The 25521-nt window shown below is 64.7% G+C and carries 20 protein-coding genes and 2 pseudogenes; 14 read left to right on the top strand and 8 right to left on the bottom strand.

The genetic code is table 11. The features are described 5' to 3' along the window. The first annotated feature begins 20 nt into the window (after positions 1–20). The 6 genes from ADJ79_RS15540 to msbA all read left to right on the top strand — a co-directional run bounded on the left by ADJ79_RS15540 (position 21) and on the right by msbA (position 10118). Positions 21–428, top strand: coding sequence for an RHS repeat-associated core domain-containing protein (locus ADJ79_RS15540; protein WP_082202724.1), 408 nt, complete (start codon positions 21–23; stop codon positions 426–428). A 733-nt stretch (positions 429–1161) separates the two neighbouring features. Beyond that, the gene (locus ADJ79_RS13540) at positions 1162–1728 is read left to right on the top strand and encodes a hypothetical protein (RefSeq protein ID WP_156303891.1); all 567 of its coding nucleotides are present in this window, start codon (positions 1162–1164) and stop codon (positions 1726–1728) included. Between the two features lie 364 nt (positions 1729–2092). Beyond that, complete coding sequence (locus tag ADJ79_RS00170) at positions 2093–2836, top strand: hypothetical protein (protein ID WP_050714260.1); 744 nt, start codon at positions 2093–2095, stop codon at positions 2834–2836. Between the two features lie 352 nt (positions 2837–3188). Further along, positions 3189–4655, top strand: coding sequence for an NnrS family protein (locus ADJ79_RS00165; RefSeq protein ID WP_253273832.1), 1467 nt, complete (start codon positions 3189–3191; stop codon positions 4653–4655). Positions 4656–5220: 565 nt separating this feature from the next. Next, on the top strand, positions 5221–7920 hold the full coding sequence (locus tag ADJ79_RS00160) for a [protein-PII] uridylyltransferase (RefSeq protein WP_050714259.1): 2700 nt from the start codon (positions 5221–5223) through the stop codon (positions 7918–7920). Between the two features lie 392 nt (positions 7921–8312). Beyond that, positions 8313–10118, top strand: coding sequence for a lipid A export permease/ATP-binding protein MsbA (msbA, locus tag ADJ79_RS00155; RefSeq protein ID WP_082202722.1), 1806 nt, complete (start codon positions 8313–8315; stop codon positions 10116–10118). Between the two features lie 89 nt (positions 10119–10207). Here msbA and ADJ79_RS15305 read toward each other — a convergent pair. From ADJ79_RS15305 to ADJ79_RS00145, 3 genes and pseudogenes are all read right to left on the bottom strand, one after another. Continuing rightward, positions 10208–10333: pseudogene (locus ADJ79_RS15305) on the bottom strand (IS5/IS1182 family transposase); the annotation flags it as partial. 8 nt (positions 10334–10341) lie between these two features. Continuing rightward, the gene (locus ADJ79_RS13535; RefSeq protein ID WP_156303889.1) at positions 10342–10485 is read right to left on the bottom strand and encodes a hypothetical protein; all 144 of its coding nucleotides are present in this window, start codon (positions 10483–10485) and stop codon (positions 10342–10344) included. Positions 10486–10625: 140 nt separating this feature from the next. Next, the gene (locus ADJ79_RS00145; RefSeq protein ID WP_050716299.1) at positions 10626–11576 is read right to left on the bottom strand and encodes a DMT family transporter; all 951 of its coding nucleotides are present in this window, start codon (positions 11574–11576) and stop codon (positions 10626–10628) included. A 124-nt stretch (positions 11577–11700) separates the two neighbouring features. Between ADJ79_RS00145 and ADJ79_RS00140 the strand changes: the two genes are divergently transcribed. Further along, positions 11701–12258 (top strand): gamma carbonic anhydrase family protein, encoded by a 558-nt coding sequence (locus ADJ79_RS00140; protein ID WP_050714257.1) that lies wholly within the window; start codon positions 11701–11703, stop codon positions 12256–12258. Positions 12259–12285: 27 nt separating this feature from the next. Continuing rightward, on the top strand, positions 12286–12681 hold the full coding sequence (locus ADJ79_RS13530; RefSeq protein WP_156303888.1) for a hypothetical protein: 396 nt from the start codon (positions 12286–12288) through the stop codon (positions 12679–12681). Between the two features lie 368 nt (positions 12682–13049). Here the strand turns inward: ADJ79_RS13530 and ADJ79_RS00135 are convergent, their stop codons facing one another. Together ADJ79_RS00135 and fumC are read right to left on the bottom strand one after the other, a co-directional pair. Further along, the gene (locus ADJ79_RS00135) at positions 13050–14339 is read right to left on the bottom strand and encodes an IPTL-CTERM sorting domain-containing protein (protein ID WP_156303887.1); all 1290 of its coding nucleotides are present in this window, start codon (positions 14337–14339) and stop codon (positions 13050–13052) included. 174 nt (positions 14340–14513) lie between these two features. Next, positions 14514–15905 carry a class II fumarate hydratase gene (gene fumC / locus ADJ79_RS00130; protein WP_050714255.1) on the bottom strand — a complete coding sequence of 464 codons (1392 nt, stop codon included), beginning with the start codon at positions 15903–15905 and terminating at the stop codon, positions 14514–14516. Between the two features lie 384 nt (positions 15906–16289). On the opposite strand from fumC, the gene ADJ79_RS00125 reads away from it, so the two are divergent. From ADJ79_RS00125 to ADJ79_RS00105, 5 genes are all read left to right on the top strand, one after another. After that, entirely contained in the window at positions 16290–17129 is an 840-nt protein-coding gene (locus tag ADJ79_RS00125) for a TatD family hydrolase (protein WP_050714254.1), read from the top strand. Positions 17130–17175: 46 nt separating this feature from the next. Further along, the gene (locus ADJ79_RS00120) at positions 17176–18012 is read left to right on the top strand and encodes an adenosylcobinamide-GDP ribazoletransferase (RefSeq protein WP_050714253.1); all 837 of its coding nucleotides are present in this window, start codon (positions 17176–17178) and stop codon (positions 18010–18012) included. Continuing rightward, complete coding sequence (locus ADJ79_RS00115; protein WP_050714252.1) at positions 18009–18626, top strand: histidine phosphatase family protein; 618 nt, start codon at positions 18009–18011, stop codon at positions 18624–18626. The genes ADJ79_RS00120 and ADJ79_RS00115 overlap by 4 nt, the downstream gene beginning before the upstream one ends. A gap of 264 nt (positions 18627–18890) precedes the next feature. Continuing rightward, positions 18891–19571, top strand: coding sequence for a CHRD domain-containing protein (locus tag ADJ79_RS00110; RefSeq protein WP_050714251.1), 681 nt, complete (start codon positions 18891–18893; stop codon positions 19569–19571). 71 nt (positions 19572–19642) lie between these two features. Then, positions 19643–20623, top strand: a complete 981-nt coding sequence (locus ADJ79_RS00105; protein WP_082202721.1) for an ABC transporter substrate-binding protein — start codon at positions 19643–19645, stop codon at positions 20621–20623. Positions 20624–20897: 274 nt separating this feature from the next. Here ADJ79_RS00105 and ADJ79_RS15630 read toward each other — a convergent pair. Together ADJ79_RS15630 and ADJ79_RS00095 are read right to left on the bottom strand one after the other, a co-directional pair. Then, a pseudogene (locus ADJ79_RS15630) lies at positions 20898–21043 on the bottom strand (IS5/IS1182 family transposase); the annotation flags it as partial. 284 nt (positions 21044–21327) lie between these two features. Further along, on the bottom strand, positions 21328–22812 hold the full coding sequence (locus ADJ79_RS00095; RefSeq protein ID WP_172673987.1) for an efflux transporter outer membrane subunit: 1485 nt from the start codon (positions 22810–22812) through the stop codon (positions 21328–21330). 288 nt (positions 22813–23100) lie between these two features. Here ADJ79_RS00095 and ADJ79_RS00090 point away from each other — a divergent pair, with 288 nt between their 5' ends. After that, the gene (locus ADJ79_RS00090; protein WP_050714249.1) at positions 23101–24513 is read left to right on the top strand and encodes a DASS family sodium-coupled anion symporter; all 1413 of its coding nucleotides are present in this window, start codon (positions 23101–23103) and stop codon (positions 24511–24513) included. Between the two features lie 155 nt (positions 24514–24668). On the opposite strand, the gene ADJ79_RS00085 is transcribed toward ADJ79_RS00090, so the two are convergent. Next, the gene (locus tag ADJ79_RS00085; RefSeq protein ID WP_050714248.1) at positions 24669–25178 is read right to left on the bottom strand and encodes a TonB-dependent receptor plug domain-containing protein; all 510 of its coding nucleotides are present in this window, start codon (positions 25176–25178) and stop codon (positions 24669–24671) included. Positions 25179–25521 lie beyond the last annotated feature (343 nt).

Here is a 25521-nt window from a genome sequence, read left to right as displayed (position 1 = left end):
TCAGTGAGACTACATAAAAACTGAATTACGAGACCTTTGGCAAGGCCAGAATCAATCCGGCCTCAACGGCGCAAATCAACCTGAGACTGCCGGGCCAGTACTTTGATGCGGAAACGGGGCTGCACCAGAACTGGAACCGGGACTATGCGCCGGGCATTGGAAGGTATATACAGGCGGATCCGATTGGACTGGCGGGGGGAATTAATTACTATCTTTATGTCGATAATAATCCCATGCTGTTTATTGATGACAGCGGATTGTTGAAAATTAATTTACTTGAGCCCGACTCAAAAGAATATAAGCAATTCGAGCGCACCAAAGACATTCCGGACAAGATAATAATAGCCGCGCATGGTAATTATAAAGGGGATATTATTGATATCAATAAAAATATTATTAGTGTGCAGATGCTGGTGGAAATTATCTAGGAACACGTAAAGGATTGGCCAGCCAATATCACAGGCATCGATATACGCGCATGTGGTGCTGGATATGGAGATGAGTCTATTGCCAAGAGGCTTTCAACCCAGCCTGTATTTGTTGATTTCATTGTTCGAGGTCCTGAGGCGACGATTACTCCAGACGGAACAACATGGTATGAAATCGCACATTTTGTTCTTTATCCTCGTGGCGAGAAATATATGCGGAGCTTCAGAAATGGCAAGAAAATATAGATTGCATCTATTCCAATTTTGCTCAAGCGTAATCGCAACGATATTTTATTGCCTTGCCGTCGCCTTTTTTGCTTCTCCTGGCTTATATTTCTTTATTATAATAGCCCAAAAATTTTTCATTTTTTCTGCCATGTTTTATTATTCATTTGCGATTGTTTGTCTGCTTTTGAGTAAGTTGTTCTCAAAAAAGACGGCTTTAATCATGACATTTGGGTTTATGATATTATGCGTTGCGTTCTTCGGAGCGACTGATTCGATAGAGTTTTATGTGATCAGCTTATTGCCTTTGATGACATATATGTTTTTCATATATGTTTATATTGATAATAGAATTTGTTGAAAGATATGCAGCATATTGGATGCATCAAAAGAAAAGCGTTAAAAAGAAAATTTTAGAGGCTTTGATAAGTTGAGAGCATCTAGGCCTGCTCCGCCAGGCGCAATACCGTGTTCTTTTAGGCGCCCAAAGCGATAAAGGATAGCAAGGATGAGGTTTAATCATATTATCATCGCCTTTAGCACCAACAAGAGGCCGCCATCATCCAAAGATATCAATAATAAGAACGGTGATTTTGTTTTCTCCCCGCTGGCGAAGGACGAGGTATATAGTGCAGATACTGCCTTATGGGGAATAAGCAGGGAAGGAACTTTTGCGCCATCCGCACAATACGTACAAAAATGCCTGAAAGAGTGGCAAGAGAATGATCATCTATTCTTGATGGCTCTTATCGAGCATAAAGACGTAAAAAAAGGCCTCTTTTCTTCCGTCGTGTCTATTGAGAATGTTTTCAAGACAGAAGATATTGATAAGGCCGTTTTTATTGGCTATGATATTATTGATGTATGGACGGGAATAAGCGCCTTGTGTAATTCCGGATTTGGATCCAATGATCTGGAATTGATAAATAACTCAGGTGTAACCTGTAATTCATATGGCCTTTTGAACAATATGGAAGATTCTGCGAAATTCTTGAAAGTGGCGTCAGAGCTTGTCCCTGAACATATGCCTTGTGTGATATCAAGGATATACATTTTCCCCAATAACGCCATTTGAATTGATTGAATGTGATGGAAAATGAAATAATATCTTCTGTTGTCTCCAGCAACCCTATGGAAGCCAAGTGTTAAAAATAGCATTTGGCTTGTTGCAGGAAGCATGTTTCCCATGCCCGCCATTCAGGCCCCAATGGATCAGTGCTTCTCTTGGCCGCGCCAGCCAAGCCAAAGGCCATTGCCACGGCCTTGTCTGACCAATCCGTGCTGCCTGATGCAGCCTGCCCAGGAGGAGCGTCTTTCCTTTTTTCAGTTGTTTGTTCGCTTCTTATTCTGTAGCATGATGTCCTAGTGGAAACTGCGCGAAAGCCGCTTTTGATGCCTCTGAATTTGCTCCTCTTATTGATGCGCACACGCCTGTTTCCATGCCGCTGAATTCCGTTTTGCCGCCTCCGCCCATCCTGCCCGTTACGGCGTTGCAGGAGCAGCATTTCAACGAGGCCGCGCTGGCCGCTCCCGTCACTCACGCGGCGCTGCGGGCCTGGACTTACCCGGAGCCTGCCGTGGTGCTGGGGCGCGCGCAGCATCAGCTGGCCCTGCCTGCCGCCAGCGCGGGGGCGCTGCCTGTGGTGGTGCGCGGCGCGGGCGGCGGCGCGGTGCTGACGGGGCCTTGGCTGCTCAGCCTGGCTATCACGCTGGCGCCAGATGACGCGCGCGTGGCCGCCTTGCCCGTGGCCGACAGCTACCGCTGGCTGGGCGAGGCTGTTGTGGCCGCCCTGGCCGGGCCGGGCGTGCGGGCGCGCGCCCAGCCGCCCGCCGAGCGCATTCCGGCTCCTGAAGCGCTGGCCTGGGCCTGCTTTGCGGGCGTGGCCCCGTGGGAAGTCGTCGCGTGCGATGCCGCTGGCGGCCCGCCGCGCAAGCTCGTGGGCTTTGCCCAGCGCCGCAGCCGCCATGGCGTTTTGCTGGCAATGGGCGTGCTGCTCACCAGCTGCCCCTGGCTGCGCATGACCGAGCGCATGGGCCTGCCTGCCAGCCAGGCGCGCGCGCAGGCAGACGCGCTGGCCGCCTGCACCATTGACCTGGCTGCGCTGTGCTCCGCGCCCGTCAGCGGCGAAACCTTCCTGCGCCGCCTGTGGCCCCGCTTGCAGCCCATGCGCAGCGCGGGCTGACGGTTTTGTCTTTTCTGAGAACCTGTTCATGACCTGGCCGCAAGGCGCTGCGGATCGGGGCCGCCCGCTCGCGGGCCGGCAGGGCGCTTGCAAGGCTGCTGACTACCCGAGCCCGCGCTTTCGCGCCTATGCACGAACGCTGACTCTGCGTGAGCTGTGAGCAGGTTCTGAAGCAAATCAAACCCCGGTCCGCCCTGGCGGCGCACAATGGCGCGGGCATCGCGCAGCGGCTGCGAATGCCCCTACCCGCATGCCGCTTTGAGCGGTATCGCTATGATTTTTGACAGCCTCGCTGCCGGCGGGCCGCCGCACTTTTGCGGACAGGCGCGTTTTGGGCCGAAGGCCAGACACGATGACAACACCGCCCCACACCCCTGATTCGCCCGCTTCTGCGGCGGCTGAAAACTCTCCCACGCCTGTTCCTGCACCCGCTGCCGCGCCTGCCTCTGGCGCACCGCAGGCGCCCGCTGGCCAGAAGCCCGCTTCAGGCGCCGCGCCTGCGGGCAAGCCCATGTCCATTCCAGTGCGCGCCGCTGCGCCAGGCGCGGGCGGCAAGCCCAAGGCCGTCAAGCCGCCGCCCGTCACCGGCCCCTGGCGCTTTGCCACGCTGCTGATTGCGCCGCACCGGCTGGGCTTTTTCTCGGCAATGGTGGTGCTGGTGGCCGCCAGCTTTTGGTGGCTGGCCGTGCAGGCCGACCGCAGCTTTGGCGCGCTGGGCCTGTCCGCCACGCTCGCGCCCATCACCACGCATGCGGCGGTGATGGTGTTTGGCTTCATGCCGCTGTTTTTCTCGGGCTTTTTGTTCACTGCCGGGCCGCGCTGGCTGGGCGTGCCGCCGCACAAGCCCACTCAAACTGCGCCCTGCGTGGTGCTGCAAATGGCGGGCTGGCTGCTGTGGCTGGCCGGGGCGCACACGCACGCGGGCGTGGCGCTGGCAGGCATGGCGCTGGCGCTGGCGGGGCTGGCATGGATGGCGGCGCTGTTCTGGCAGCTGATCTTCGCCAGCCAGGAAGAAGACCGCGTGCACGGCAAAACAGTGGGCTACGGCGGCATCGTCGGCGTGCTCAGCCTGGGCGGCGCGCTGCTGGCGCTGCTGGCGCAGCGGCAAGACCTGGCGCTGCTGCTGGTGCGCACGGGGCTGTGGGGCTTCATCGTGGTGACCTACGTGGCCGTGGCGCACCGCATGATTCCGTTTTTCACCTCCAACGTGCTGCCCATGATTCAAATTTGGCGGCCCTTCTGGGTGCTGTGGCTGATGCTGGCCGTGTGCGCCTGGCAGGTGCTGGCGCTGTGGGTGCAGGCGCTGCTGGCGCCCGGCGCGTGGTGGACGGCGCTGGCGCTGGCGCTGGAAGCGGCCGCTGGCGGCGTGCTGCTGTGGCTGGCCATCGTCTGGGGGCTGGTGCAGAGCCTGAAGATCCGCCTGCTGGCCATGCTGCACGTGGGCTTTGTGTGGCTGGGGCTGACGATGGCCTACGGCGCGCTGGCGCGCGGCCTGCTGCTGTTTTCGGGGCATGACGTGCTGGGCCTGGGGCCGCTGCACCTGCTGGCCATGGGCTTTCTGGGCTCGATCATGCTGGCGATGGTCACGCGCGTGTCGTGCGGACACAGCGGGCGCGCGCTGGTGGCCGATTCCAGCGTGTGGACGCTGTTCTGGGTGTTCCAGCTGGCCGTCATCATCCGCACGGTGGCCGCCATTGACAGCGCGCCTATCTGGCTGATGTTCGTCACGGCGCTGATCTGGACGGCCGTCATGACCATCTGGAGCCTGCGCTTTGGCAACTGGTACGGCCGCCCGCGCAGCGACGGCAAGCCGGGTTGAGAACAGGCTCCGGAAAGCGGCGAAGCAAAGTGAAATGCGCGCGCTCCGCAAAGGCATGAAGGCCGGAGCCAGGCCGCTTTGCCCTCGCTCCGGCCTTCTCCCGCATCGGCCGGAGGAAAAGCCGCAGGAAAAAACCACGGAAAAGGGCTGCGGAAAATGGCCGCTCACAGGCTTTGCCTGACCGCCGCCGTGCATTGACCGCATTGGCCTTTCTGGCGCGCAAAGCGCCCGCCAGCAAAGCGGGGTGGCAGGAGGCCCGCGTAGGGGGTTGAGTGCCAAAAAATGGGCTGAATATGCTCTTGAATTCGTAGCATGATGTCCTACTGGAAACTGCGCGAAGCGGCATTTCGACCCCCTTTAATTTGCTCCCGTTTTTGCACAATATTCTTGTGCTGGCGGGCGGTGCATGCGGGAAGCGGCCGCAAGAGGCAGCCCTTCAGAATGGGCGAGGCGGCATTCGGCTGGGGTTTCCCGGCTGGAGATTCCCGGCCGGGGTTTCGCGCGCTCCAGCTCTCATCCGGCAGCCTGCCAGCGGCGTGAAAATTGATTTTTTTCAGGCCCGCCCATGTCCGCCCCTGCTGCCGAAACCCGCCCGCCCGCCGATCCATCTGCTGACACGCTGGCCGCCTTGCGCGCGCGCTACCGCAGCCAGCGCCAGGCGCTGCTGGATGACATGCGGGCGTGCGCCCTGCCCGCAGCGCCGGCTTCGCGCCTGCCGCGCGCGATGGCGGAGCTGGCCCGCCTGGCCGATGAAACGCTGGCCGCCCTGTGGCAGCGCGCGGGCTTGCCGGGGGCGCTGGCGGCGGTGGGCGGCTACGGGCGCAGCGAGCTGTTTCCGTTTTCGGACGTGGATGTGCTGGTGCTGCTGCCGGATGAGGCCGGGCCGCCAGCTTCGCTGGACGCGGCGGTATCAGCCTTTGTGGCCGCCTGCTGGGATGTGGGCCTGGAGGTGAGCCACAGCGTGCGCACCGTGGCGCAGTGTCTGCAAGCGGCGCGGCAAGACATCACCGCCTGCACGGCCTGGCTGGAAGCGCGCCGGGTGGCGGGCGATGCGGCGCTGCTGGCCCGCTTTGAGGCCGCTTTTGCCGCGCAGCTCGATCCGCTGGCTTTTCTGGCGGCCAAGCAGCTCGAGCAGCGCCAGCGCCACGCCAGGCAGCAAGACACGCCCTACGCGCTGGAGCCTGATTGCAAGGAGTCGCCCGGCGGCCTGCGCGATTTGCACACCATCCGCTGGGTGGCGCGTGCAGCCGGTTTCGGGCGCAGCTGGGCCGATCTGGCCCGCAGCGTGGCCACGGCGCGCGAGGCGCGGCAGCTGGCGCGCAATGAACGGCTGCTGTGGCTGATTCGCGCGCGCCTGCACTTGCTGGCCGGGCGGCACGAAGACCGGCTGGTGTTCGAGCGGCAGGCTGCCGTGGCCGCCGCCTTTGGCTATGAAAACCGCTTTGACGCGCGGGGCCGCCTGGCCCAGCGCGCCAGCGAGCAGCTCATGCGCCGCTACTACTGGTGCGCCAAGGCCGTGGTGCAGCTGAGCGAAATCCTGCTTCAGGTCATGGCCCAGCGCCTGCGCGCCGCGCGCGAGGCGCCGCCGCCGTCGCGCCGCATCAATGCCTGGTTTTCCGAAACCGATGGCGCGCTGGACATCAACCGCGACGATCTTTACCAGCGCCACCCGCGCGCCATCTTGCAAACCTTCTGGCTCTACCAGAGCCGCCCGGAGGTGCAGTCGCTTGGCGCCCGCACGCTGCGCGCGCTCTACAACGCCCGCGCGGCGATGGACGGGCGCTTTCGCGCCGACCCCGCCAATCACGCCCTGTTCATGCGCATGCTCAAGGCCCCGGCGGGGCAGACGCACGCGCTGCGGCTGATGAACCGCACCAGCGTGCTGGGGCGCTATTTGTGGGTTTTCCGCCGCATCGTGGGGCAGATGCAGCACGATTTGTTTCACGTTTACACCGTCGATCAGCACACGCTCATGGTGCTGGGCAACATGCGGCGCTTTTTCATGCCCGAATTTGCGCACGAATACCCCTTGTGCTCGCAACTGGCGCAAGGCTGGCAGCGGCCCTGGGTGCTTTACGTGGCCGCGCTGTTTCACGACATCGCCAAGGGGCGCGGGGGCGATCATTCCGAGCTGGGCGCGCGCGAAGTGCGGCGCTTTTGCCGCCAGATGGGCATCCACGGCGATGACGCGGCGCTGGCCGAATTTCTGGTGCGCGAGCACCTGGGCATGAGCCAGGTGGCGCAAAAGCAGGACGTGAGCGACCCGGCCGTCATCGCCCGCTTTGCCGCGCGCGTGCAAACGCAGCGCCGGCTCGCCGGGCTGTATCTGCTGACGGTGGCCGACATACGCGGCACCAGCCCCAAGGTGTGGAACGGCTGGAAAGACCGCCTGCTGCAAGACCTGTATCACGCCACCGCCCGCCACCTGGGCGGCCACGCGGCCAGCGCCAGCGCACTGGCCGCCAGCCGCCAGCGCCAGGCCCTGGCCCTGCTGCCTGCCGGCGGGCACGCCGCTGCTCGCAGCCTGTGGGCTACGCTGGATGGCAGCTACTTCACCCGCCACAGCGCCGGCGAAATCGCCTGGCACGCGCAAAGCCTGCTCCATGAAGGCAGCGGCGCAGCCGAAGGCCGCCCCGTCATCGCCGCGCGCGGCGCCCCCGGCGGCGAGGGCCTGCAAGTGCTGGTTCACACGCCCGACCAGCCCGACCTTTTCGCGCGCCTTTGCGGGTGGTTTCACCGCGCGGGCCTGTCCATTCACGACGCGCGCATTCACACCAGCCGCAGCGGCTGGGCGCTGGACACCTTCCAGATCAGCAGCGCCCACCCCCTGGCTGGCGAGGCAGACGCTGGCGAAGCCGACGAACAAAAGGCCGCCACGGCCGCACTCATCGCCCGCGTGCAAACGGGCTTGGCGGCCGCGCTGGCCAGCCGCGCTGCGCTGCCCGCCGTGCGGCTGGGCCGCCAGTCCGCCCGCGTGCGCAGCTTTCCCCTCACGCCTCATGTGGAATGGCAGTCCGACGACAGCGGCCAGCGCTGGCGGCTCAGCGTCACGGCCAGCGACCGCGCTGGCCTGCTCTACGGCATCAGCCGCGTGCTGGCCGCGCACGGCATCAGCGTGGAACTGGCCCGCATCAGCACCCTGGGCGAGCGCGCCGAAGACACCTTCTTGCTGCACAGCCCCGATCTGGCCCATGCCAGCGTGCAAATGCAAGTGGAGCAGGAGCTGATTGCCGCCTTGCAGGGCAGCCCGCCCGCCAAGGCGTGAGCGCCTGTTCAGCGAACCTGTTCAACGTTTGGCTGCAAGACGCCAACCGCAGACGGACTTTGAACAGGCTCCGAAAGCCAGCGCTGGCCAGGTTTCATTAGAAACAGGAGCAAATTCAAGGGGCATAAAAAGGCTCTTGCGCCCGTTTCACCAGGACATACCGCTATGGGTTCAGGAGCAAGAAAATGGCCGCTTCCGCCTGCCTATGCGTAACGCGGCATCGGCGGCGCGCATGAAGCAGGGGGCCGCGATCAGGCCCATCGCCTGAAGCCCCGCTGGCGATGCTGACGACTGGCCGCAAGCTGCGGGGCGAAGGCCGTTTCCGGCCGCCGCGCCGGCCCCCTTGGCCCTTTTCGCCCCTTCCTACAATCGCGCCCCACTGCAAAACCCGAATGCCCCTCACGATGCCGCCTGACACACCTGCCGCCGCCCCAAGCCCGTCTGCCGAACGCCCGCTCAAGGCCCGTCTGGCACGGCTGTGGGCCTATTTCAGGCAGTACCGCATCGGCTGGGTCATGGCCGTGGCCGGCACGCTCATAGGCGGATTGAGCGAGGCCACCATTCCCGCCCTGCTCAAGCCCCTGCTGGACGAGGGCTTCACCCAGCGCACCCTGCCCGTTTGGGCGCCGGGGGTGGTCATCGTCGGGCTGTTCGGCCTGCGGGCGATGGCCAACTTCGCCAGCCAGTACGCGCTGGCGCGCATCGCCAATGACGGCATGGTGCTGCTGCGCCGCCAGCTTTTCGCGCGGCTGCTGGATGCCGATCTGGCCCTGTTCGCCAGCCAATCGGCCAGCCGCCTGGCCAACACCATCGTCTATGAAGTGCAAAACGGCTCGGCCATGCTGGTGCAGGCCATGCTCACCGCCGCGCGCGACGCCGTCACCGTCGCCGGCCTCATGGCCTATCTGCTCTATCTGAACTGGCAGCTCACGCTCATCGTGCTGGTGCTCGCGCCCGTGGTGGCCTACATCATGAAAGTGATGTCGCGGCTGCTGTACCGCGTGACGCAGCAAAGCCAGGCCGCCACGGACGCGCTCGCCTACGTGGTGGAAGAAAACGTGCTGGCCCACCGCATGGTGCGCCTGCACGGCGCGCAGGCGGCGCAAGCGGCGCGCTTTGAATCGCTGAGCCTGCAACTGCGCCGCCTGGCGCTGAAAGCCACGCGCGCCGCCGCAGGCACCACGCCGCTGACGCACTTGGTGTCGGCCGTGGCGCTGTCGCTGGTCATTGGCATTGCCCTCTCGCAAGGGCAGCAGGGGCAGTCCAGCGCGGCCAGCAACGTCACCGTGGGCGGCTTCATTGCCTTCATCGGCGCCATGCTCATGCTGATTGCGCCCGTGCGGCGCCTGTCGGAAGTGGTGCACCCCATCACCCGCAGCCTGGCCGCGCTGGAGCGCGGGCTGGACTTGCTCGACAGCGTGCCGCCTGAAGCCGCCCCCGCCGCGCCCATCACCCCCCCGCCCCGCGTGCGCGGCGAAGTCACGCTGCAAAACGTGCGCGTGGCCTACCCGGATGCCGAAGCGCCCGCGCTGGCGGGCATCAGCCTGCACATTGAAGCGGGGCAAACCGTCGCCCTTGTCGGCCCCTCCGGCGCGGGCAAAACCACCCTCGTCAATTTGCTGCCGCGCTTTGTCGTGCCCAGCGCAGGGCAGGTGCTGCTGGACGGAACGGACACCGCCCGCTGGCCCTTGCAGCACTTGCGCGCGCAGTTTTCCCTCGTCAGCCAGGACGTGGTCATGTTCAACGACACCGTGGCTGCCAACGTGGCCCTGGGCGACGCCAGCCCCGACCGCGCCCGCGTCGAACAGGCCCTGCGCGACGCCAACCTGATCGAACACGTGGCCACCCTCGCGCAAGGCATGGACACCGTGCTCGGCCACAACGCCACGCAACTCTCGGGCGGCCAGCGCCAGCGCCTGGCCATCGCCCGCGCCCTCTATAAAAACGCGCCCGTGCTGCTGCTGGACGAAGCCACCAGCGCGCTCGATACCGAAAGCGAGCGCCTTGTGCAGCAGGCCATCGCGCGCGCCATGAAGGGGCGCACCACCTTCGTCATCGCCCACCGCCTCTCCACCGTGGAGCACGCCGACCGCATCCTCGTCATGGAGCGCGGCCAGATCGTGGAAGACGGCAACCACGCCAGCCTGCTGGCCGCCGGCGGCCTCTACGCCCGGCTGCACAGCAGCAGCCAGCTCTAGGAGCCTGTTCCCAAAATCATCCCAAGAGCCTGACCCTGCGCCGGATGCAGGCAATCTTCACAAATGCTTCGGCTGTAGAAGGCGGTGACCTCGTAGTCCTTGGAGAGCCTGCGAGATTGACTCAGCCAGGCAGAGGTTCTCTCCACAATCCAGCGCTTGGGCAGCGCCTCAAAAACATGCCGCTGGCGGCGCTTGATTACCCGCATGTTCCAGCCAGACATGCTCAGCGCCAATTGATCAGACTGCCCACATAGCCGCCGCCGGCAAAGATGGTTTCGAGGCAGTCAAGGCGCAAGAACAGCCGCGCCAGCAAAGCCCTGGTTCCTGCCCGGTCTTTCATGTCCCGGGCGCTGCGCACCCGGGACATCCTCTCTTGCTCATTTCAGCAAAGTGGTTTGGCCAGCGCTGGTCTCGGGGGAGGGCTTTGAACAGGTTCTGCGGCCGGTTGGGCCTGGAAATCCAGCAAATGGAATCCGTCTGAAAACCGCGCCGCCTGGGCCGGGCGCGTCAATGATCCTGCCTGCGCCCCCAGTGCATCAGCGCCATGCCCAGCACGGCCACCGCGCCGCCCGTGGCCAGGGAAATATGCACAGGCTCGCCCAGCCATAGCGCGGCCAGGCCCATGCCGAAAACGGGCACCAGCGTCAGATAGGCCGCTGCGCCACCCGCGCCCAGCGCCTTCACGCCGCCGAAGTAGAGCGAATAAGCCACAGCCGTGCCCAGCAGCGCCAGCGCCAGCAAAGCGGCCCAGCCTTGCGCTGGCGCGTGCCAGGCCGTACGCCAGCCCGCCACGCCGTCCACAGCCAGGCTGGCGGCCAGCAGCATCAGCCCGCCCAGCGCCGTGGTGGCCGTGGCGGTGGTGTAAGCGTCCATGCCGGTCAGCACGGCGCGGCCTGCCAGGGTGTAGCCCGCCCACAGAACCACGCAGCCCAGAATCAGCCACTCGCCGCGCCCCAGCCCGCCGTCCAGCAGATGTAGCGGCTGTCCGTGCGAGATGGCGAACGCCGCCCCGCCCACGGCCAGCGCCATGCCCAGCGCAATCAGCCCATTGAGCCGCTCGCCAAACAGCAGCGCTCCGCACAGCAGCGTCAGGGCGGGCGTGAGCGTGGTGATGACTGCCGCACGGCTGGCGGGAATGAGCCGCAGCCCGCTCATGAAACACGCCGCGTAGCCAAACACCCCCAGCGCCGCAGCCGCCGCCAGGCGCACCCACTGCCGCCCTGGCAGCGCCAGCATGGCGCGCAGCCGCCCCGCGCGCCGCATCCACCACAGCAGCGCTGCGCTGGCGACCACGCAGCGCCAGGCGGCAGCCGTCAGCGGCGGCATGCTGCCTGCCAGCACCCGACCCCATGACCAGGTGGCGCCCCACAGCACAGCCATCAGCAGCAATTGCAAGTGCACGCGCCACAGCGCCTGAGGCCGGGCCGGCGTGGCGGGCGGAGAAGAGGAAAGATTCATGAAGAGCGATTTTCGGCGCTTGCCCGCCGCGCGCGGCCTGCCGGGCTGCCGATCCGTCTTCTGGCCCCCCATGCTGGCCTCCTAGAATGAACTTCCGCATCACCCCAGCAGAGGAAAACCGAGCATGCCCCTTTACGCCGTCAATGACTTTTTGCCACAGGTTCACCCCAGCGCCTGGGTGGCCCCTTCCGCCGAAATCATGGGCCAGGTGCTGGTGCAGGCCGATGCCAGCGTGTGGTTCGGCTGCGTAGTGCGCGGCGACGTGGAGCGCATCCGCATTGGCGCAGGCGCCAACGTGCAGGACTTGAGCGTGCTGCACGCCGACCCCGGCGCGCCGCTGACCATAGGCGAGCGCGTCACCGTCGGCCACAAGGCCATGCTGCACGGCTGCACCATAGGCGAAGAAAGCCTGATCGGCATCGGCGCCGTCGTGCTCAATGGCGCGCGCATTGGCCGGCACTGCCTGGTAGGCGCGGGCGCGCTGGTGACCGAGGGCAAGGAGTTTCCGGACGGCAGCCTGATCATCGGCAGCCCCGCCCGCGTGGCGCGCGCCCTCACGCCAGAGCAGATCGAGGGCCTGCGCCGCAGCGCCCAGCACTACATCGACAACGCCCGCCGCTTTCGCGCCACCCTGCGCGACCTGACCCCGCACCCCCAATCGCGCGCGGACTGCCTGCCATAAATTGCAGGCAAGGCTCCAGGCAGGGGCTTGCGCCGCCCACGCGCCATTTGCGGAAATGGCTGGTTCGAAAATCATGAAGATTTTCATGAAAGAAAAAGAATCATGATGCCTGGATTCAATTCATTCTTGTGCCAACAGCCCTATTTCTGGCGAAAACCAGAGCGCGGACAGAAATTCGTCCCGTCCGCAAAAGAAAACCGGCAGGCAAAAAAATATTGGTTGGAGTTTGAACGCGAGGTTATTGCACCCCAATCCAAAGGCACCTTGCCCAAGGCACAAAAATGGTGGACAAGAAACAGCGCTTTCAGACAAGACCGGAAAAATCGGGCAAATGCAGAAAAAAGAGCACCCGAAAAACAGTTCATTTCCCCCCGGCAGACTGAACAGGCGATGAATAGGGCATTAAGTATGGCCATGCAGTAGCGATGAATTCCGCCCTGGCCAAACGATGAAAACCCATACACCACGCTCGCGGTCAAACAAGGCGCGTCATTCACGCCATTGCATGACCATGATTGCCCGCGCCAATCTTCACGCCGCAAATCAATCGCCCATGTTTGCTTGCGCTCTTCAGCCCTTTCGCCTAAATCGCTTGTCTCACCTGCCAGACTCACTCAAAAAAAGGAGCAAATTTGATGGGTCTGAAATGCCGCTCGGCGCAGTTTCATCTAGGACGTCATGCTATGAAGAGAGGAGCAAAAACAGCTGCCACGCAGGCCAAGAAAATCCGGCATGACAGGCAGTAAAAAGGCCGCGCGCGGCGGCCTTTGGACAAGTGCCCTGAACAGGTTTCAGGCCGCCTTGCGCTGGCGGCGCGCGCCCATGAAGCCGAGCGCGGCTGCCAGCAGGCCCAGGCCCCAGCCGCCCAGCGCGGGAACGGACTGAACGGGCAGGCCGACGGTGAGGTTGCCGCGCGGCGCGCCGGTGCGGGAGGCGCTGGCGGCGTTGTTGGCCAGATTGGCTTCGCCCGTTACGTTCGTCACGCGGGACTGGAGCGTCAGCGGACCGGTGACGGAGGGCGTGGCAGCGAAGCTGATGGCCGGGGCGCTGCCGCCAGCGGCAATGGCGGGCAGGGTGCATTCCAGATTGGGCGCGGTCCAGGTGCAGCTGGTCGGGAAGGAGCCGGGCACGATGTCCATGCCAGTGGGCAGTTGCACAGTCACCTTGCCATCGGTGCTGCCGGACAGGCCGATGTTGCGCGCGGTCACGCTGTAGGTTTGCGGTACGCCCGGTTGCAGGGCGTTGGGGCCGGAGAGTTCAGGCGTCAGGTCCGGCTCGATGGTGTTGCCCGCGCAGGCGCCGCTGGCATTACGCGCAGCGGCCAGTGAGGCAGCAGCCAGCGGCCCGCGCTGCGGGCTGTACGGCGGGTTGTGGAAGATGCTGGTATCGGCCACGAACACGGTGCAAGCGCCCTGCCCTGCACTGGCACGCTTTTGCGGCAACACCAGGCCGTAGGCGTTGGTGGGCGTGGTCAGCGTGGCGGGCGGCGTTGCGCCGTGGTTCAGAAAGAGGGCGTAGCCGCCGGGCACGTTGGTGATGAGGTCGTACGCATTGCCCATTAGCTGCGGCACGCCTGCAAAACCGGCCTGGTAGGGCGAGCTGGCGTTGAGCGGGGAGCTGATGTTGCCGCCGCTGCTGCTGCGCCCCAGCGGCCAGCCCGTCATGGCGGAGAGGGCGGCCGTGGCAGGGGTGATGTTGGCGGCGGTGGAGCAGCAGCCGTCAATGAACATGACGAAGGTCAAATCAGGCCGGGTCTGCATCAGGTTGGCAAGAAAGGCCATGTTGGCTGTCGTGATGGGCTTGTAGACCGACTGCACGACCACCACGTCCACGCCCGTGAAGTCGCTGGCGGCCAGCGTGCCATTGGTCAGGTACTGGCGCTTGTCGATGATGTTGGCCGCGCCGCCTGCGGCCTGCTCGAAGGCTTCGTAGGCGCCGTTCATGATTTCGACGCCGTTGACCCCGGGCGATGTCAGCTCGTCGGTGGAAAGAAACAGCACTTTGCCTGCGGCCAGGGCGCTGGCGGGCAGCAGGGCGCAAGCCAGCGCGGCGGTGGCGCACAAGGTTTTCAGGGGGGACATTCGCGGATCTCCAAAAAAGAAAGGCAGGCCGCCATGCGCAGCCGACCCAACCAGGCCGGTGCGCGCAGGCAAAAAGTGCGGCAGTGTAAAGCCCGCTTGAAAAAAACGGGCCGCCGCCAGCAGCCCGGCGGCGGCCCGCTCTTTGCGAGCGCTCACGAAAGCGCGGGGGCGCGCCTAGCGCAGGTTGCCCACCATGTTGGCGGGCACCACCCACTGGTCAAACTGCTCGGCGGTCAGAAAGCCGCTGGCAATGGCCGCTTCGCGCAGGCTGGTGCCTTCCTTGTGCGCTTTTTTGGCAATGAAGGCGGCCTTGTCGTAGCCGATGTGCGGGTTCAGCGCCGTCACCAGCATGAGCGAGCGCTGCACCAGCTCGGTGATGCGCGCGCGGTTGGGTTCTATGCCCACGGCGCAGTGGTCGTTGAAGCTGACCATGCCGTCGGCCAGCAGGCGCACGCTTTGCAGGAAGTTGTGCGCCACCATCGGGCGGAAGACGTTCAGCTCGAAATTGCCGCTGGCGCCGCCCACGTTGATGGCCACGTCATTGCCCAGCACTTGCGCGGCCAGCATGGTCACGGCCTCGCACTGCGTGGGGTTCACCTTGCCGGGCATGATGGATGAGCCTGGCTCGTTTTCAGGAATGCTGATTTCGCCGATGCCGCTGCGCGGGCCGCTGGCCAGCCAGCGCACGTCGTTGGCAATCTTCATCATGCTGGCCGCCAGCGTCTTGAGCGCGCCGTGCGCGAACACCAGCGCGTCGCAACTGGCCAGCGACTCGAACTTGTTGGGCGAGGTCACAAAGGGGTATTGCGTGATTTGCGCCAGCTCGGCGGCCACGCCTTCGGCGTAGCCCTTGGGCGCGTTCAGCCCCGTGCCCACCGCCGTGCCGCCCAGCGCCAGCTCATACAGGTGCGGCAGGGCCGAGCGCAGGTGCTTTTCGCCGTGGTCCAGCTGCGCCACCCAGCCGGAAAACTCCTGGCCCAGCGTCAGCGGCGTGGCGTCTTGCAAGTGGGTGCGGCCAATCTTCACGATGTCGGCAAACGCCGCGCTCTTGGCTTGCAGCGTGGCGCGCAGTTTGGCAATGGCGGGCAGCAGGCGGCTTTCAATGGCGGTGACGGCGGCCACATGCATGGCGGTGGGGTACACGTCGTTGCTGGACTGGCTTTTGTTCACGTCGTCATTGGGGTGAACCAGGCGCTCTTGCCCGCGCGCGCCGCCCAGCAGCTCGCTGGCGCGGTTGGCCAGCACTTCATTGACGTTCATGTTGGTTTGCGTGCCCGAGCCGGTCTGCCACACCACCAGCGGGAATTCATCGGGCCACTTGCCGGCCAGCACTTCATCGGCGGCGGCCACGATGGCCTTGGCCTTTTTCTCCTCCAGCAGCCCCAGGCGGTGATTGACCGTGGCCGAGGCTTTTTTCACCTGCGCCAGCGCGTGAATGATTTCGCGCGGCTGCTTTTCGCCGCTGATGTCAAAGTTTTGCAGCGAGCGCTGCGTTTGCGCGCCCCAGAGCCTGTCGGCGGGCACGTCAATGGGGCCAAAGGTGTCTTTTTCGGTGCGGACTTGCATGGGTTTCTGAACTCCTGAGAGGGTGGGTGGAAAGCCGGGCGTTATACCCGATGCCACAGCGGGCAAGCCCTCCGGCGGCTCGCTGATTTCGCTCGCAGCCCGCCGTGGGCGCGAAAAGCGCAGACCCGGACGGCAACAAATGAAATGTGAATGCGCGGGCCGCAAGCATGGGCCGGGTGCGCAGCGCTTTTTTGCTGGCTATGCATAGCTGCAAACCCAGCCTGCGCCGGAGCTTTGGAGCCGGTTTGGCTCTCATCGCAAAAGCCAGGGCCTTTCGCCACCCTCACCCTGCTTCCGAATTGCCGCTGCGGCGAGAATCCGCGCCTTCAGGCCTCTTGTGTCGCTCGTGCCGCCTGAATTTGACGCCGCTTTGCCCCGCCCGCCATGCCTTGCTGGATTGACACCCACTGCCACCTGGACGCGCCCGAGTTCGCCGCCGACCTGCCCGCCGTGCGTCAGCAGGCCCGCGCGTTGGGCGTGCGCTGCTGCGTGATTGCCGCTGTGCGCGCCAGCACGTTTGATGAGGCCCGGCAGGCCGCGCACCGGCTGGGCGACGCTTACGCGCTGGGCACCCATCCGCTCTATGTGCCGCAGGCGGGCGAAGGCGCGGCGCAGCAGCTGGCCGTCGCCTTGCAGGCGCATGCGGGCGATGCGCGGCTGGTGGCCGTGGGCGAAATCGGGCTGGATTTTTTCGCGCCCGCGCTGGCCGCGCCGCCCTGGCGCGAGCGGCAGCAGGCGCTTTTTCGCCAGCAGCTCAAGCTGGCGCGCAGGCACGGGCTGCCCGTCATCCTCCACTCGCGCCACGCTGTGGATGCCGTGTTGCGCCACCTGCGCGAAACCGGGCCGCACACCGGCATTGCCCATGCCTTCAGCGGCAGCGAACAGCAGGCGCGCGCTTTTATTGACCTGGGCTTCAAACTCGGCTTTGGCGGCGCCTGCACTTTCGAGCGCGCCACCCGCCTGCGCCATCTGGCCGCCGCTTTGCCGCTGGAGGCGCTGGTGCTGGAGACGGACGCGCCCGATATGCCGCCCCACTGGCTTTACGCCACCGCCCGGCAGCGCGCCAGCGGCCAGCCGCAGGGCCGCAACACGCCCGCAGAGCTGCCGCGCATTGCCGCCGTCATTGCCGGGCTGCGCGGCATGCCCGTGCAGGCGCTGGCCGAAGCCGCCTGGCGCAACACGCTGGAAGCGTTGCCCCGGCTGGCGGGGCTGGGGCTGGACTGAGCGGCCTGGCCGCGACGGATCTTCCGCCTGATTTTTTCGCCTTTTCATGCAAGCGCTGCGCCACTTCTTCATCGCTCTTCAGTTTTTCACCCGCATTCCCATCACGGGGGCGCTGGCGGCGTGGGTGGGGTTTTCGCCCGCCATGCTGCGGGCGGCGGCGGGGCACTTTCCGGGCGTGGGCTGGGTGGTGGGCGCGGCGGGGGCGGCGGCTTTCGCGCTGGCGCTGGCCGCGCTGGGCGGCACGGCGGCGGGCACATGGGCGGCGGCGCTGCTTTGCACGGCGGCCACGGTGTGGCTGACGGGCGCATTTCATGAAGACGGGCTGGCCGACACCTGCGACGGCCTGGGCGGCAGCGCGCAGCGCGAACGGGCGCTGGTCATCATGAAAGATTCGCGCATCGGCAGCTACGGCACAGTGGGCCTGTGCCTGGCGCTGCTGCTGAAAACGGCGCTGCTGGCGCAGCTGGCGGCGCAGTGGGGGCCGCTGCGCGCGGCGCTGGCGCTGCTGTGCGGGCATGTGCTGTCGCGGCTGATGCCGCTGTTCATCATGCGCTGGCTGCCGTATGTGAGCGATGCAGACGCCGCCAAGTCCAAGCCGCTGGCAGACGACGTGAGCGGCCCGGCGCTGCTGGCGGGCCTGGCCTGGTCGCTGCCCGCCTGGGCGCTGGCGGGGTGGGCCTTCTCGCCCGCGCGCCTGCTGGCGTGCGCAGCCATGCTGGCGCTGCTGACCTGGCGGCTGGGGCGGCTGTGGCAGCGGCGCTTGCAGGGCTTTACGGGCGATGTGCTGGGGGCCACGCAGCAGGTGTGCGAGCTGGGCTTTTATCTGGCGCTGGCCGCCTCGCCCCCCTCCTGGCTGGCGGCCTGGGCGGCGGGGCTGTCATGAGCGGGGCACAAGCCGCCCTGTGGCTGGCCCGGCATGCCGCCGTGCAGGCCGCGCCCGGCCTGTGCTACGGCTTCAGCGACGTGCCCGACGACCCCGCCGCCACGCGCGCCGCCGCCGCCCATCTGGCCGCCGCGCTGCCTGCCGGGGCGGCGGCGCTGCACGTCTCGCCCCTGGCGCGCTGCCGCCACCTGGCCGAGGCCTTGTGCGCGCTGCGGCCCGACTTGCCCGCGCCGCAGACGGACGCGCGCCTGGCCGAAATGGACTTTGGCGCGTGGGAACTGCGCCCGTGGAGCGCCATCGCCCGCGCTGAATTCGACGCCTGGATGGCCCGCTTTGCCGATGCCCGCCCCGGCGGCGGCGAAAACGTGCGCGCCTTCATGCACCGCGTGGCGCAAGCCTGGGACGAATCCTGGCCGCTGGCGCTGCGCACGCGCCGCCCCGTCATCTGGATCACCCACGCAGGCGTTTTGCGCGCCGCCCGCCTGCTGCACGCGGGCGTGCGCTGCCCGCCATCGGCCAGCGACTGGCCCGCCGAAGCCGTGCCGCTGGGCCAGGCGCTGGCATTCACTCTGGGCGGCGTTGCCTCACACGCTCTTGAGCTGCGGCGCTCATGAGACTCAGGGCCTGTTCATGAGCTGGCTATGAGGCGCAGATTGAAATGGGTAAGCTATATTTGCTCTCTAATTAATAGCATGATGTCCTAGTGGAATCTGCGCTGAGCGGTATTTCAACACCCTTGAATTCGCTCTTGTTTTTGACGCTTTTCGCAGGCGGAGCTAACCACAAGCGAGACAATCAGCCGCGCCGCTACAGTTGCGGCCTTTACTTTTTGCTGGCGCGCGCCGCCAGCTTCGCTCAACGCTCAAGAGAGAAAGCTCATGAACACGCATCCTTTTCTTTTCATGCCGCGCGCGGCGGGCCGCCTGCTGGCCGCTGGCGCGCTGACGGCGCTGCTGGCGGCCTGCGCGTCGGTGGATCTGGGCCAGCGCTATGACCCGCCCCCCGTGCGCATGCCGGGCGAGCAAGCTTCCGGCTCGGCGTTGCAGCCTGCGCAGCCCGCTGTTTCCGAGCAGCCGCTCAGCCAGCCCGTGCAGCCCAGCAGCACGGAAGGGCAGCCGCTGCCGCCCTTGGGCGAAACAGGCAGCGAGCTGCCGCAAAGCGGCGCGCAGCCCGCGCCCATTACCGACCCCAACGCGCACATCCTCACCTTCTCCACCCGCCTGGCTGGCGGCAGCGCCGTGCCGCCCAGCCGCAGCCAGGCCAGCGGGCAGATCGACGCGATTTACGACACCCAGTCGCGCCTGCTGCGCTGGAAGGCTTCATGGCACGACCTGAGCAGCCCCATCACGGGCATCGCCTTCCACGGCCCCGCGCAGCAGGGGCAGACGGCGCCCATGACCATGATCTGGCCCGGCCCCTTCGGCCCGCGCTACGAAGGGCGCGCCACGCTCACGCCGCAGCAGGCGCTGGATTTGCAGCAAGGCAGCTGGTACATCAACGTCACCACCCAATCCTGGCCTGGCGGCGAAATTCGCGGGCAGATGCACGTGGTGCGCTAAGCGGCGCCTGAACGTTTCGCGAGCGGCCCGTTCCCCGGCTTTTTCCCCCTGTCCTTTTTCGTTTTCTGAACATGCATTCCATCCTTCTTTCCACCCGCCGCGCCGCCCTGGGCGCACTCGCCCTGGCCTGCGCCGCGCTGGCCGCGCCCGCCGCCTGGGCGCAGCAAAAAACCGTGGGCATCACCGCCATCGTCGAGCACCCCGCGCTGGACGCCATCCGCAAAGGCGCGCAAGACGAGCTGCGCGCCCTGGGCTGGAGCGAAGACAAGCTCAAAGTGCAATACCAAAGCGCGCAAGGCAGCGCCGCCACGGCGGGGCAGATTGCCAAGAAGTTCGCCGGCGACAAGGTGGACGCCATCATTGCCATTGCCACGCCCAGCGCGCAGGCGGCGGCAGCGGCCACGCGCTCCATTCCCATCATCTACGCGGCCGTCACCGACCCCGTGGCCGCCAAGCTGGTCAAGAGCATGGAGCCAGCGGGCGGCAACATCACTGGCGTGTCCGACCGGCTGGACATCGCCCCGCAAGTCGATCTCATCCTGAAAATCAAACCCGGCGCCAAAAAAGTGGGCATGGTCTACAGCCCCGGCGAAGTCAATTCCACCGTCGTCGTGCAGCAAATGAAGGACGAGCTGCAAAAGCGCGGCATGACGCTGCTGGAAGCGGCTGCTGCCCGCACCGTGGACGTGCCCGCCGCCGCCCGGGCGCTGGCGGGCAAGGCGGACGTGATCTACACCTCCACCGACAACAACGTTGTCTCCACCTACGACAGCCTGGTCGGCGTGGCCCGCCAGGCCAAAGTGCCGCTCGTGGCCTCTGACTCCGGCTCCGTGCAGCGCGGCGCCAGCGCGGGCATGACCGTGGACTACTACGAAATGGGCCGCCAGGCCGGCCGCATGGCCGACCGCATCCTCAAAGGCGAGCAGCCCGGCGCCATCGCCAGCGCCACGGGCGCGGCCCAGCTCATGCTCAACCCCAAAGCCGCCGCCGAACAAGGCGTGACGCTGGATGAAGCGCTGCGCAAGCAAGCCAGCGCCATCGTGGGCGAATGAAAAAGCGGGGTTGAACGCAACCCGGTGCGCGGGGCCTTCTGGCCCCGCCGCTTTTTCGCCAATGCCTTCTGGAAAGAAAGCGCAAAAGAACCTCTTATTCGCTCCTCTATCCATCGTTTGAACTCCTTGAGCTTGCCCAAGAAGTTTTCTATGAGGTGACGCCAGCGGTACATGTGCTCATCAATAGACAAAGGCTGGCATCGATTGGGTCTTTGCGAGATCACGATTGGCTCGCCTTGCGCTTGCAATGGCTCTGCCAGCCATTGAACATCAAATTGCCCAGCGTATCGCACAAGGCCCGTATCCTGGCGCTCACGCCCCCGCGCGAGTGACCTATGGCCTGGCTTTGAGTCCTGCGCCCTGGCCGTGACGGTGCACTTTCACGATCGTGGCATCAACCATGGCGTATTCCATATCCGGCTGGCCGCTGACGGCATCAAAGCGTTTTTGCCAGATCTCTTGGCCCCGCATCTCCAGGCTTTCCCAGGCAGTGCGGGGCCATCAGTGCCCACTGCTTGTCGCTCATGCTCTTCTTTCCATGGCGGGATTGCTGCATAAGAGGGAATTCTCAACACGCCCTAGTCAAACGGGCGCGAAAGCTGTTTTTCAAGCTTGCGGGTTCGCTCCTGTTTTTGATGAATGCAGGCCCCGCACAAGCTGAAAAAACGCAGGCTGGCTTTGCGTTCGCGCCCGGAAAACGGTTTTTACTGCGTGTCAGGCGTGGGGGCAGGCGCGGGCGCGTTCAGCCCGCCCGCGCTGGCGCCCAGCGCCTGGTAGAGCTGCACCTGGGCCAGCAGCAGGTTCAGCTGCGCGTCCACCTCGGCCAGCTCGCTTTGGCGGCGGCTTTCCTGGGCGGTGAGCCAGTCGCGCAGGGGCACGGCCCCGGCGCGGTAGCGGGTTTCGGTCATTTCGTCGATGCGGCGCGCCTGCGCTGCCAGGGCGGCCTGGCGCTGCACGGCATCGCGCTGCGTGGCGGTGGATGAGAGGGCGTTTTCCACATCGGCCAGGGCTTGCAGCAGCGTCTGGCGGAAGGTATTGACGGCCTGCTCGTGCTCGTTTTGCGCGATTTGCGGGTTGCGGCGCATCTCGCCTACGTTCAGAAAAGGCAGGCTCAGGCCCGCGCCCAGCGCGGCCACGGGGTTGGAGAGGATCTTGAGCAGCGAGGCACTGCCCGTGCCCAGCGTGCCGGTGAGGCTGAGCGCCGGGTAGAAAGAAAGCTTTTGCGCCTGCACGTTGGCCAGCGTGCCGCGCAAGCGCCATTCAGCCGCGCGCAAATCGGGCCGCCGCGCCAGCAAGCTGGCGGGCACGCCCGCGCCGGGCTGCGCCCGCGCGGCCAGCTGCGCGGCGTTTTGGGGCAGGCCGTCTGGCTCGGCAATGCCGGCGGGCAGATGGCCGGGCGCGGCGTCCAGCAGCACGGCAAAGGCGTGGCGCATCTCGGTGCGCTGCTGCTGCTGCGCGGCCAGGGCCACTTGCTGGGTCTGCACGGCCTGCGCGGCCTGCGCCTCATCCAGCCCCGAGGCCGCGCCCGCCGCGTGCTGCGCCTGCGTGAGTGAAAGCGTGCGCTCGGCGTGCGCCAGGCTTTGCCGCGCCACGCGAATGCGCTCCTGCATGGCCGCCAGCTGCCAGTATTGGCGCACCACGCTGGCGGCCAGCGTGGCGGCGGCCTGGTCGCCATCCAGCGCAGCGGCTTCGCGCTCGAAAGTGGCCATGTCAGCCTGCGCGCCCAGCTTGCCCCACAAATCAATTTCCCATGAAGCGCCCAGCGACACGCCGTAGCTGCGCGTGCTGCGCTGCGTGCTGCCCGTGACGGGGCGGTTCACGCTGGCGGTCACATTGCCGCTGGGCGTGGGGCGCAGCGCGGCGCCAGCGGCCTCGGCCCGCAAGTCAGCCGTGCGCAGCTTCAGCAGCGCATTGGCCAGCGTGCCGCTGTGCGCCAGCGCGTGCGCCACGGCGGCATTCAGCGCGGGCTGCTCATATTGCTTCCACCACTCGGCGGGAATGCGCTCTTGCGCGCCATCCACGCCGGTTCGCGCATCGGGTTGCGTATCTGATGGCGCGCCGGCCCCGCTGCTGGCGTGCTGCCAGGCGGCGGGCGTTTGCGGCGGCGTGATGTCGGGCGTGGTTCGGTGAGCGCAAGCCGCCAGCAAGGCGGAGGCCGCTGCGGCGGCAAGAAAAGAGGCGTATTGCATGACGGCGAGCATATGCGCTGGGCCGCCATGAATGCGCCACCGGAAAGAAGCCGCCCGCTTGCAACGCCGCAGAGCGCCCGAGGCCGCGCTTTTTGCGCCCACGGACAAACCTTGAACAGGCTCCCAAACCGCCGCTGAATCTGAATATCAAACGCCTGTTTGAGCTTTCGCAACATGAAGGGGCGCAGATCATTCTGCGTTTTGTTTTAATATTTGAATGCGAATTCTGGCGGCTGCCGTTATTGCCTGCCAGCAATCAGCAAATCAGTCAATCTAGGAGAAACCCTGATGCCAGACCAAGCGCAGGCCGAACAGCGGCCGGACAATGTCGAGTTATTGAGCGCGCAGGCGCCCATTACCAGTTTTCGCGGCTTGCTCATCGCGATAATTGCCGCCATCATCAGCGCCGTGCTTTATCAAATCCTGCCTTATGACGCCAATGTCAATAAGGGACTGACCATTTTGGTATTCGTCGCCATCATGTGGTTTACCGAGGCCGTTCATATCACGGTAACCGCGCTGATCGTGCCGCTGTTCGCCATCTTGTTCAAAATACCCGACATGGGCACCAAGGAGGCATTGGCCGGTTTTTCGGATCCGATTATTTACGTCTTTTTCGGCGGTTTTGCGCTGGCCACTGCGCTGCACATGCAGAAAATTGACCGGAAAATCGCCATCTGGCTGATTTCACTGTCACGCGGCAATACCTTCGTTGCCGTGCATTTGCTGTTTGCCGCCACGGCTTTTTTGTCCATGTGGATCAGCAATACCGCCACCGCCGCCATGATGCTGCCGCTGGCAATGGGCCTGATGAACCATATGGACAAGGACAAAGACCGCAACACTTTTGTTTTTGTGCTGCTCGGCATCGCTTATTGCGCCAGCATTGGCGGGCTGGGCACCGTGGTGGGCACGCCGCCCAATGCCATTGCCGCCAAAGCCCTGAATCTGGATTTTGCCGGCTGGATGAAATTCGGCCTGCCCATGATGCTGGTGCTGCTGCCCTTGATGCTGGTTTCGCTGTTCGTGATTTTGAAACCCAATTTCTCGCAACGGGTTGAAGTGGCCGATGAAGAGATTCCATGGACGCTGCATCGCGTGATTGCCATGCTGATTTTTGCCGCCGCCGCCGTGGCATGGATATTTGGCAGCCAGTTGAAAAAGGAATTTGGCATTGACAGCCCTGATGCTTTTGTCGCCCTGAGTGCGGCGGTGGCCGTGGTGATTTTTGGCGTGGTGCGCTGGCGCGAAGTGGCGCGCAATACCGACTGGGGCGTGCTGCTGCTGTTTGGCGGCGGCATTGCACTGAGCAAGCTGCTGCAAAAATCCGGCGCGTCCGCCGCGCTCGGTCAGGAAATGGCCAGCGCTTTTGTGCTGGCCCATCCGTTTATCGTGATTTTGGCCGTATCCACCTTTATCATTTTCCTGACTGAATTCACCAGCAATACCGCTTCCGCCGCCCTGCTGGTGCCGGTATTTGCCAGCGTGGCCGAGAAAATGGGCATGCCCAAAGAAGTCATGGTGCTGATTATTGGCATTGGCGCTTCTTGCGCTTTCATGCTGCCGGTGGCCACGCCGCCCAATGCCATTGTGTTTGGCACGGGGCTGGTCACGCAAAAAGACATGCTGAAAGCCGGCATGCTGCTCAATATTCTTTGCATTGCCGCCGTTTCGCTGTGGGCCTATTTCTTTTTGCTGTAAATCATTGGGCCTGGAGCAAGGAGCAGGCGTCAGCAGGAAGCAAGCCAGAGCAGGCTGCTCTTTTTCGCTCCTACATCAATAGCATGATGTCCTAGTGGAAATTGCGCCAGATGCCGTTTTGACCCCTTTGTATTTGCTCCTGTTTTTGCTAGCACCTAGCCAATGGGAGCCTGTTCAGGCGGGCTGCAAAGCTGGCTTTCAGACATGAAAAAGCCCCATCTACCGGGATGGGGCTTTTTCATTTTGGCGAACGGCGAAAAAGCGGCGCGGCGGGCGCTTCCATTCACATTTTGCAGGCGCTCGGCAGGGTTGAGGTGCGTGCCCAGCATGATGGCGTTGCTCATGATCTTGTTGCTGTAGGCCATCTTCATCCAGTAATTGGCGCCCGAATCCCAGTTGGGTTCGGGCAGGCCCGTGGGGCCGCGCAGCACTTCAATGTGGTCATACACGGCCAGGTCGGTCATGCTTTGCGGATCGCGCGCGGGGTTGCCGGAAGATCCGGGCACGGTGCTGGAGATGCCGTCTTCCTGAATCTGGTCGATGTAAAAGCCGCGCGACTGAAAGCGCACGCGGCCTGTTTCGCTCAGCACATTGATGCCGGTGGTGCTGCGCATGGCGCCGGCCATGCCGGTAATGCCCTGCTCGCGCAGCACGGGCTTGCTCACCACGGTGACGGACTGCGGCGTTTGCCGGCATCGACAGCTCCATGCCCGTGGTGGCTTGCATGGCCGAAGCCTTGACTTGCACGGTGGGCAGGCTGCCGGAGGAGGCGCTGCCGTCCTTTTCCTCCGTTTCCTGGGCAAGGGCGGGCATGGCGGGCAAGAAGGCGGTCGCAAGGGCCACGGGTTTGACGGCGCTTGTTCCGCTCTTGAAAAGAGAGCGGCAAATCCAGTCCGTACCAGGACTTGAAGCCGGTTTGGCACCTGAAGGCACGCCTGCCGTCTATCAGGTCATATCGCATCAACTCAATGACCGGCGGTGGCGGTTTGCGAAGGCGCTCCCGGCTCG

Origin of the sequence: Ottowia sp. oral taxon 894 (genome assembly GCF_001262075.1) — a bacterium.
In the GTDB taxonomy this organism is placed as follows: Bacteria; Pseudomonadota; Gammaproteobacteria; order Burkholderiales; family Burkholderiaceae_C; genus Ottowia; species Ottowia massiliensis.
This window is presented reverse-complemented; position numbering and strand designations above follow the sequence as displayed.

What these genes read in the sequence shown, in the direction of transcription:
- ADJ79_RS00140 (WP_050714257.1), top strand. Translation starts at nt 11,701, where the DNA reads ATGCCCCTTTACGCCGTCAATGACTTTTTGCCACAGGTTCACCCCAGC.
- ADJ79_RS00090 (WP_050714249.1), top strand. Translation starts at nt 23,101, where the DNA reads ATGCCAGACCAAGCGCAGGCCGAACAGCGGCCGGACAATGTCGAGTTA.
- ADJ79_RS00135 (WP_156303887.1), bottom strand. Translation starts at nt 14,339, where the DNA reads ATGTCCCCCCTGAAAACCTTGTGCGCCACCGCCGCGCTGGCTTGCGCC.
- ADJ79_RS00145 (WP_050716299.1), bottom strand. Translation starts at nt 11,576, where the DNA reads ATGAATCTTTCCTCTTCTCCGCCCGCCACGCCGGCCCGGCCTCAGGCG.
- msbA (WP_082202722.1), top strand. Translation starts at nt 8,313, where the DNA reads ATGCCCCTCACGATGCCGCCTGACACACCTGCCGCCGCCCCAAGCCCG.
- ADJ79_RS00105 (WP_082202721.1), top strand. Translation starts at nt 19,643, where the DNA reads ATGCATTCCATCCTTCTTTCCACCCGCCGCGCCGCCCTGGGCGCACTC.
- ADJ79_RS00170 (WP_050714260.1), top strand. Translation starts at nt 2,093, where the DNA reads ATGCCGCTGAATTCCGTTTTGCCGCCTCCGCCCATCCTGCCCGTTACG.
- ADJ79_RS00095 (WP_172673987.1), bottom strand. Translation starts at nt 22,812, where the DNA reads ATGCAATACGCCTCTTTTCTTGCCGCCGCAGCGGCCTCCGCCTTGCTG.
- ADJ79_RS00115 (WP_050714252.1), top strand. Translation starts at nt 18,009, where the DNA reads ATGAGCGGGGCACAAGCCGCCCTGTGGCTGGCCCGGCATGCCGCCGTG.
- ADJ79_RS00110 (WP_050714251.1), top strand. Translation starts at nt 18,891, where the DNA reads ATGAACACGCATCCTTTTCTTTTCATGCCGCGCGCGGCGGGCCGCCTG.
- ADJ79_RS00160 (WP_050714259.1), top strand. Translation starts at nt 5,221, where the DNA reads ATGTCCGCCCCTGCTGCCGAAACCCGCCCGCCCGCCGATCCATCTGCT.
- fumC (WP_050714255.1), bottom strand. Translation starts at nt 15,905, where the DNA reads ATGCAAGTCCGCACCGAAAAAGACACCTTTGGCCCCATTGACGTGCCC.
- ADJ79_RS00125 (WP_050714254.1), top strand. Translation starts at nt 16,290, where the DNA reads ATGCCTTGCTGGATTGACACCCACTGCCACCTGGACGCGCCCGAGTTC.
- ADJ79_RS13540 (WP_156303891.1), top strand. Translation starts at nt 1,162, where the DNA reads ATGAGGTTTAATCATATTATCATCGCCTTTAGCACCAACAAGAGGCCG.
- ADJ79_RS13535 (WP_156303889.1), bottom strand. Translation starts at nt 10,485, where the DNA reads ATGTCCCGGGTGCGCAGCGCCCGGGACATGAAAGACCGGGCAGGAACC.
- ADJ79_RS00165 (WP_253273832.1), top strand. Translation starts at nt 3,189, where the DNA reads ATGACAACACCGCCCCACACCCCTGATTCGCCCGCTTCTGCGGCGGCT.
- ADJ79_RS00120 (WP_050714253.1), top strand. Translation starts at nt 17,176, where the DNA reads ATGCAAGCGCTGCGCCACTTCTTCATCGCTCTTCAGTTTTTCACCCGC.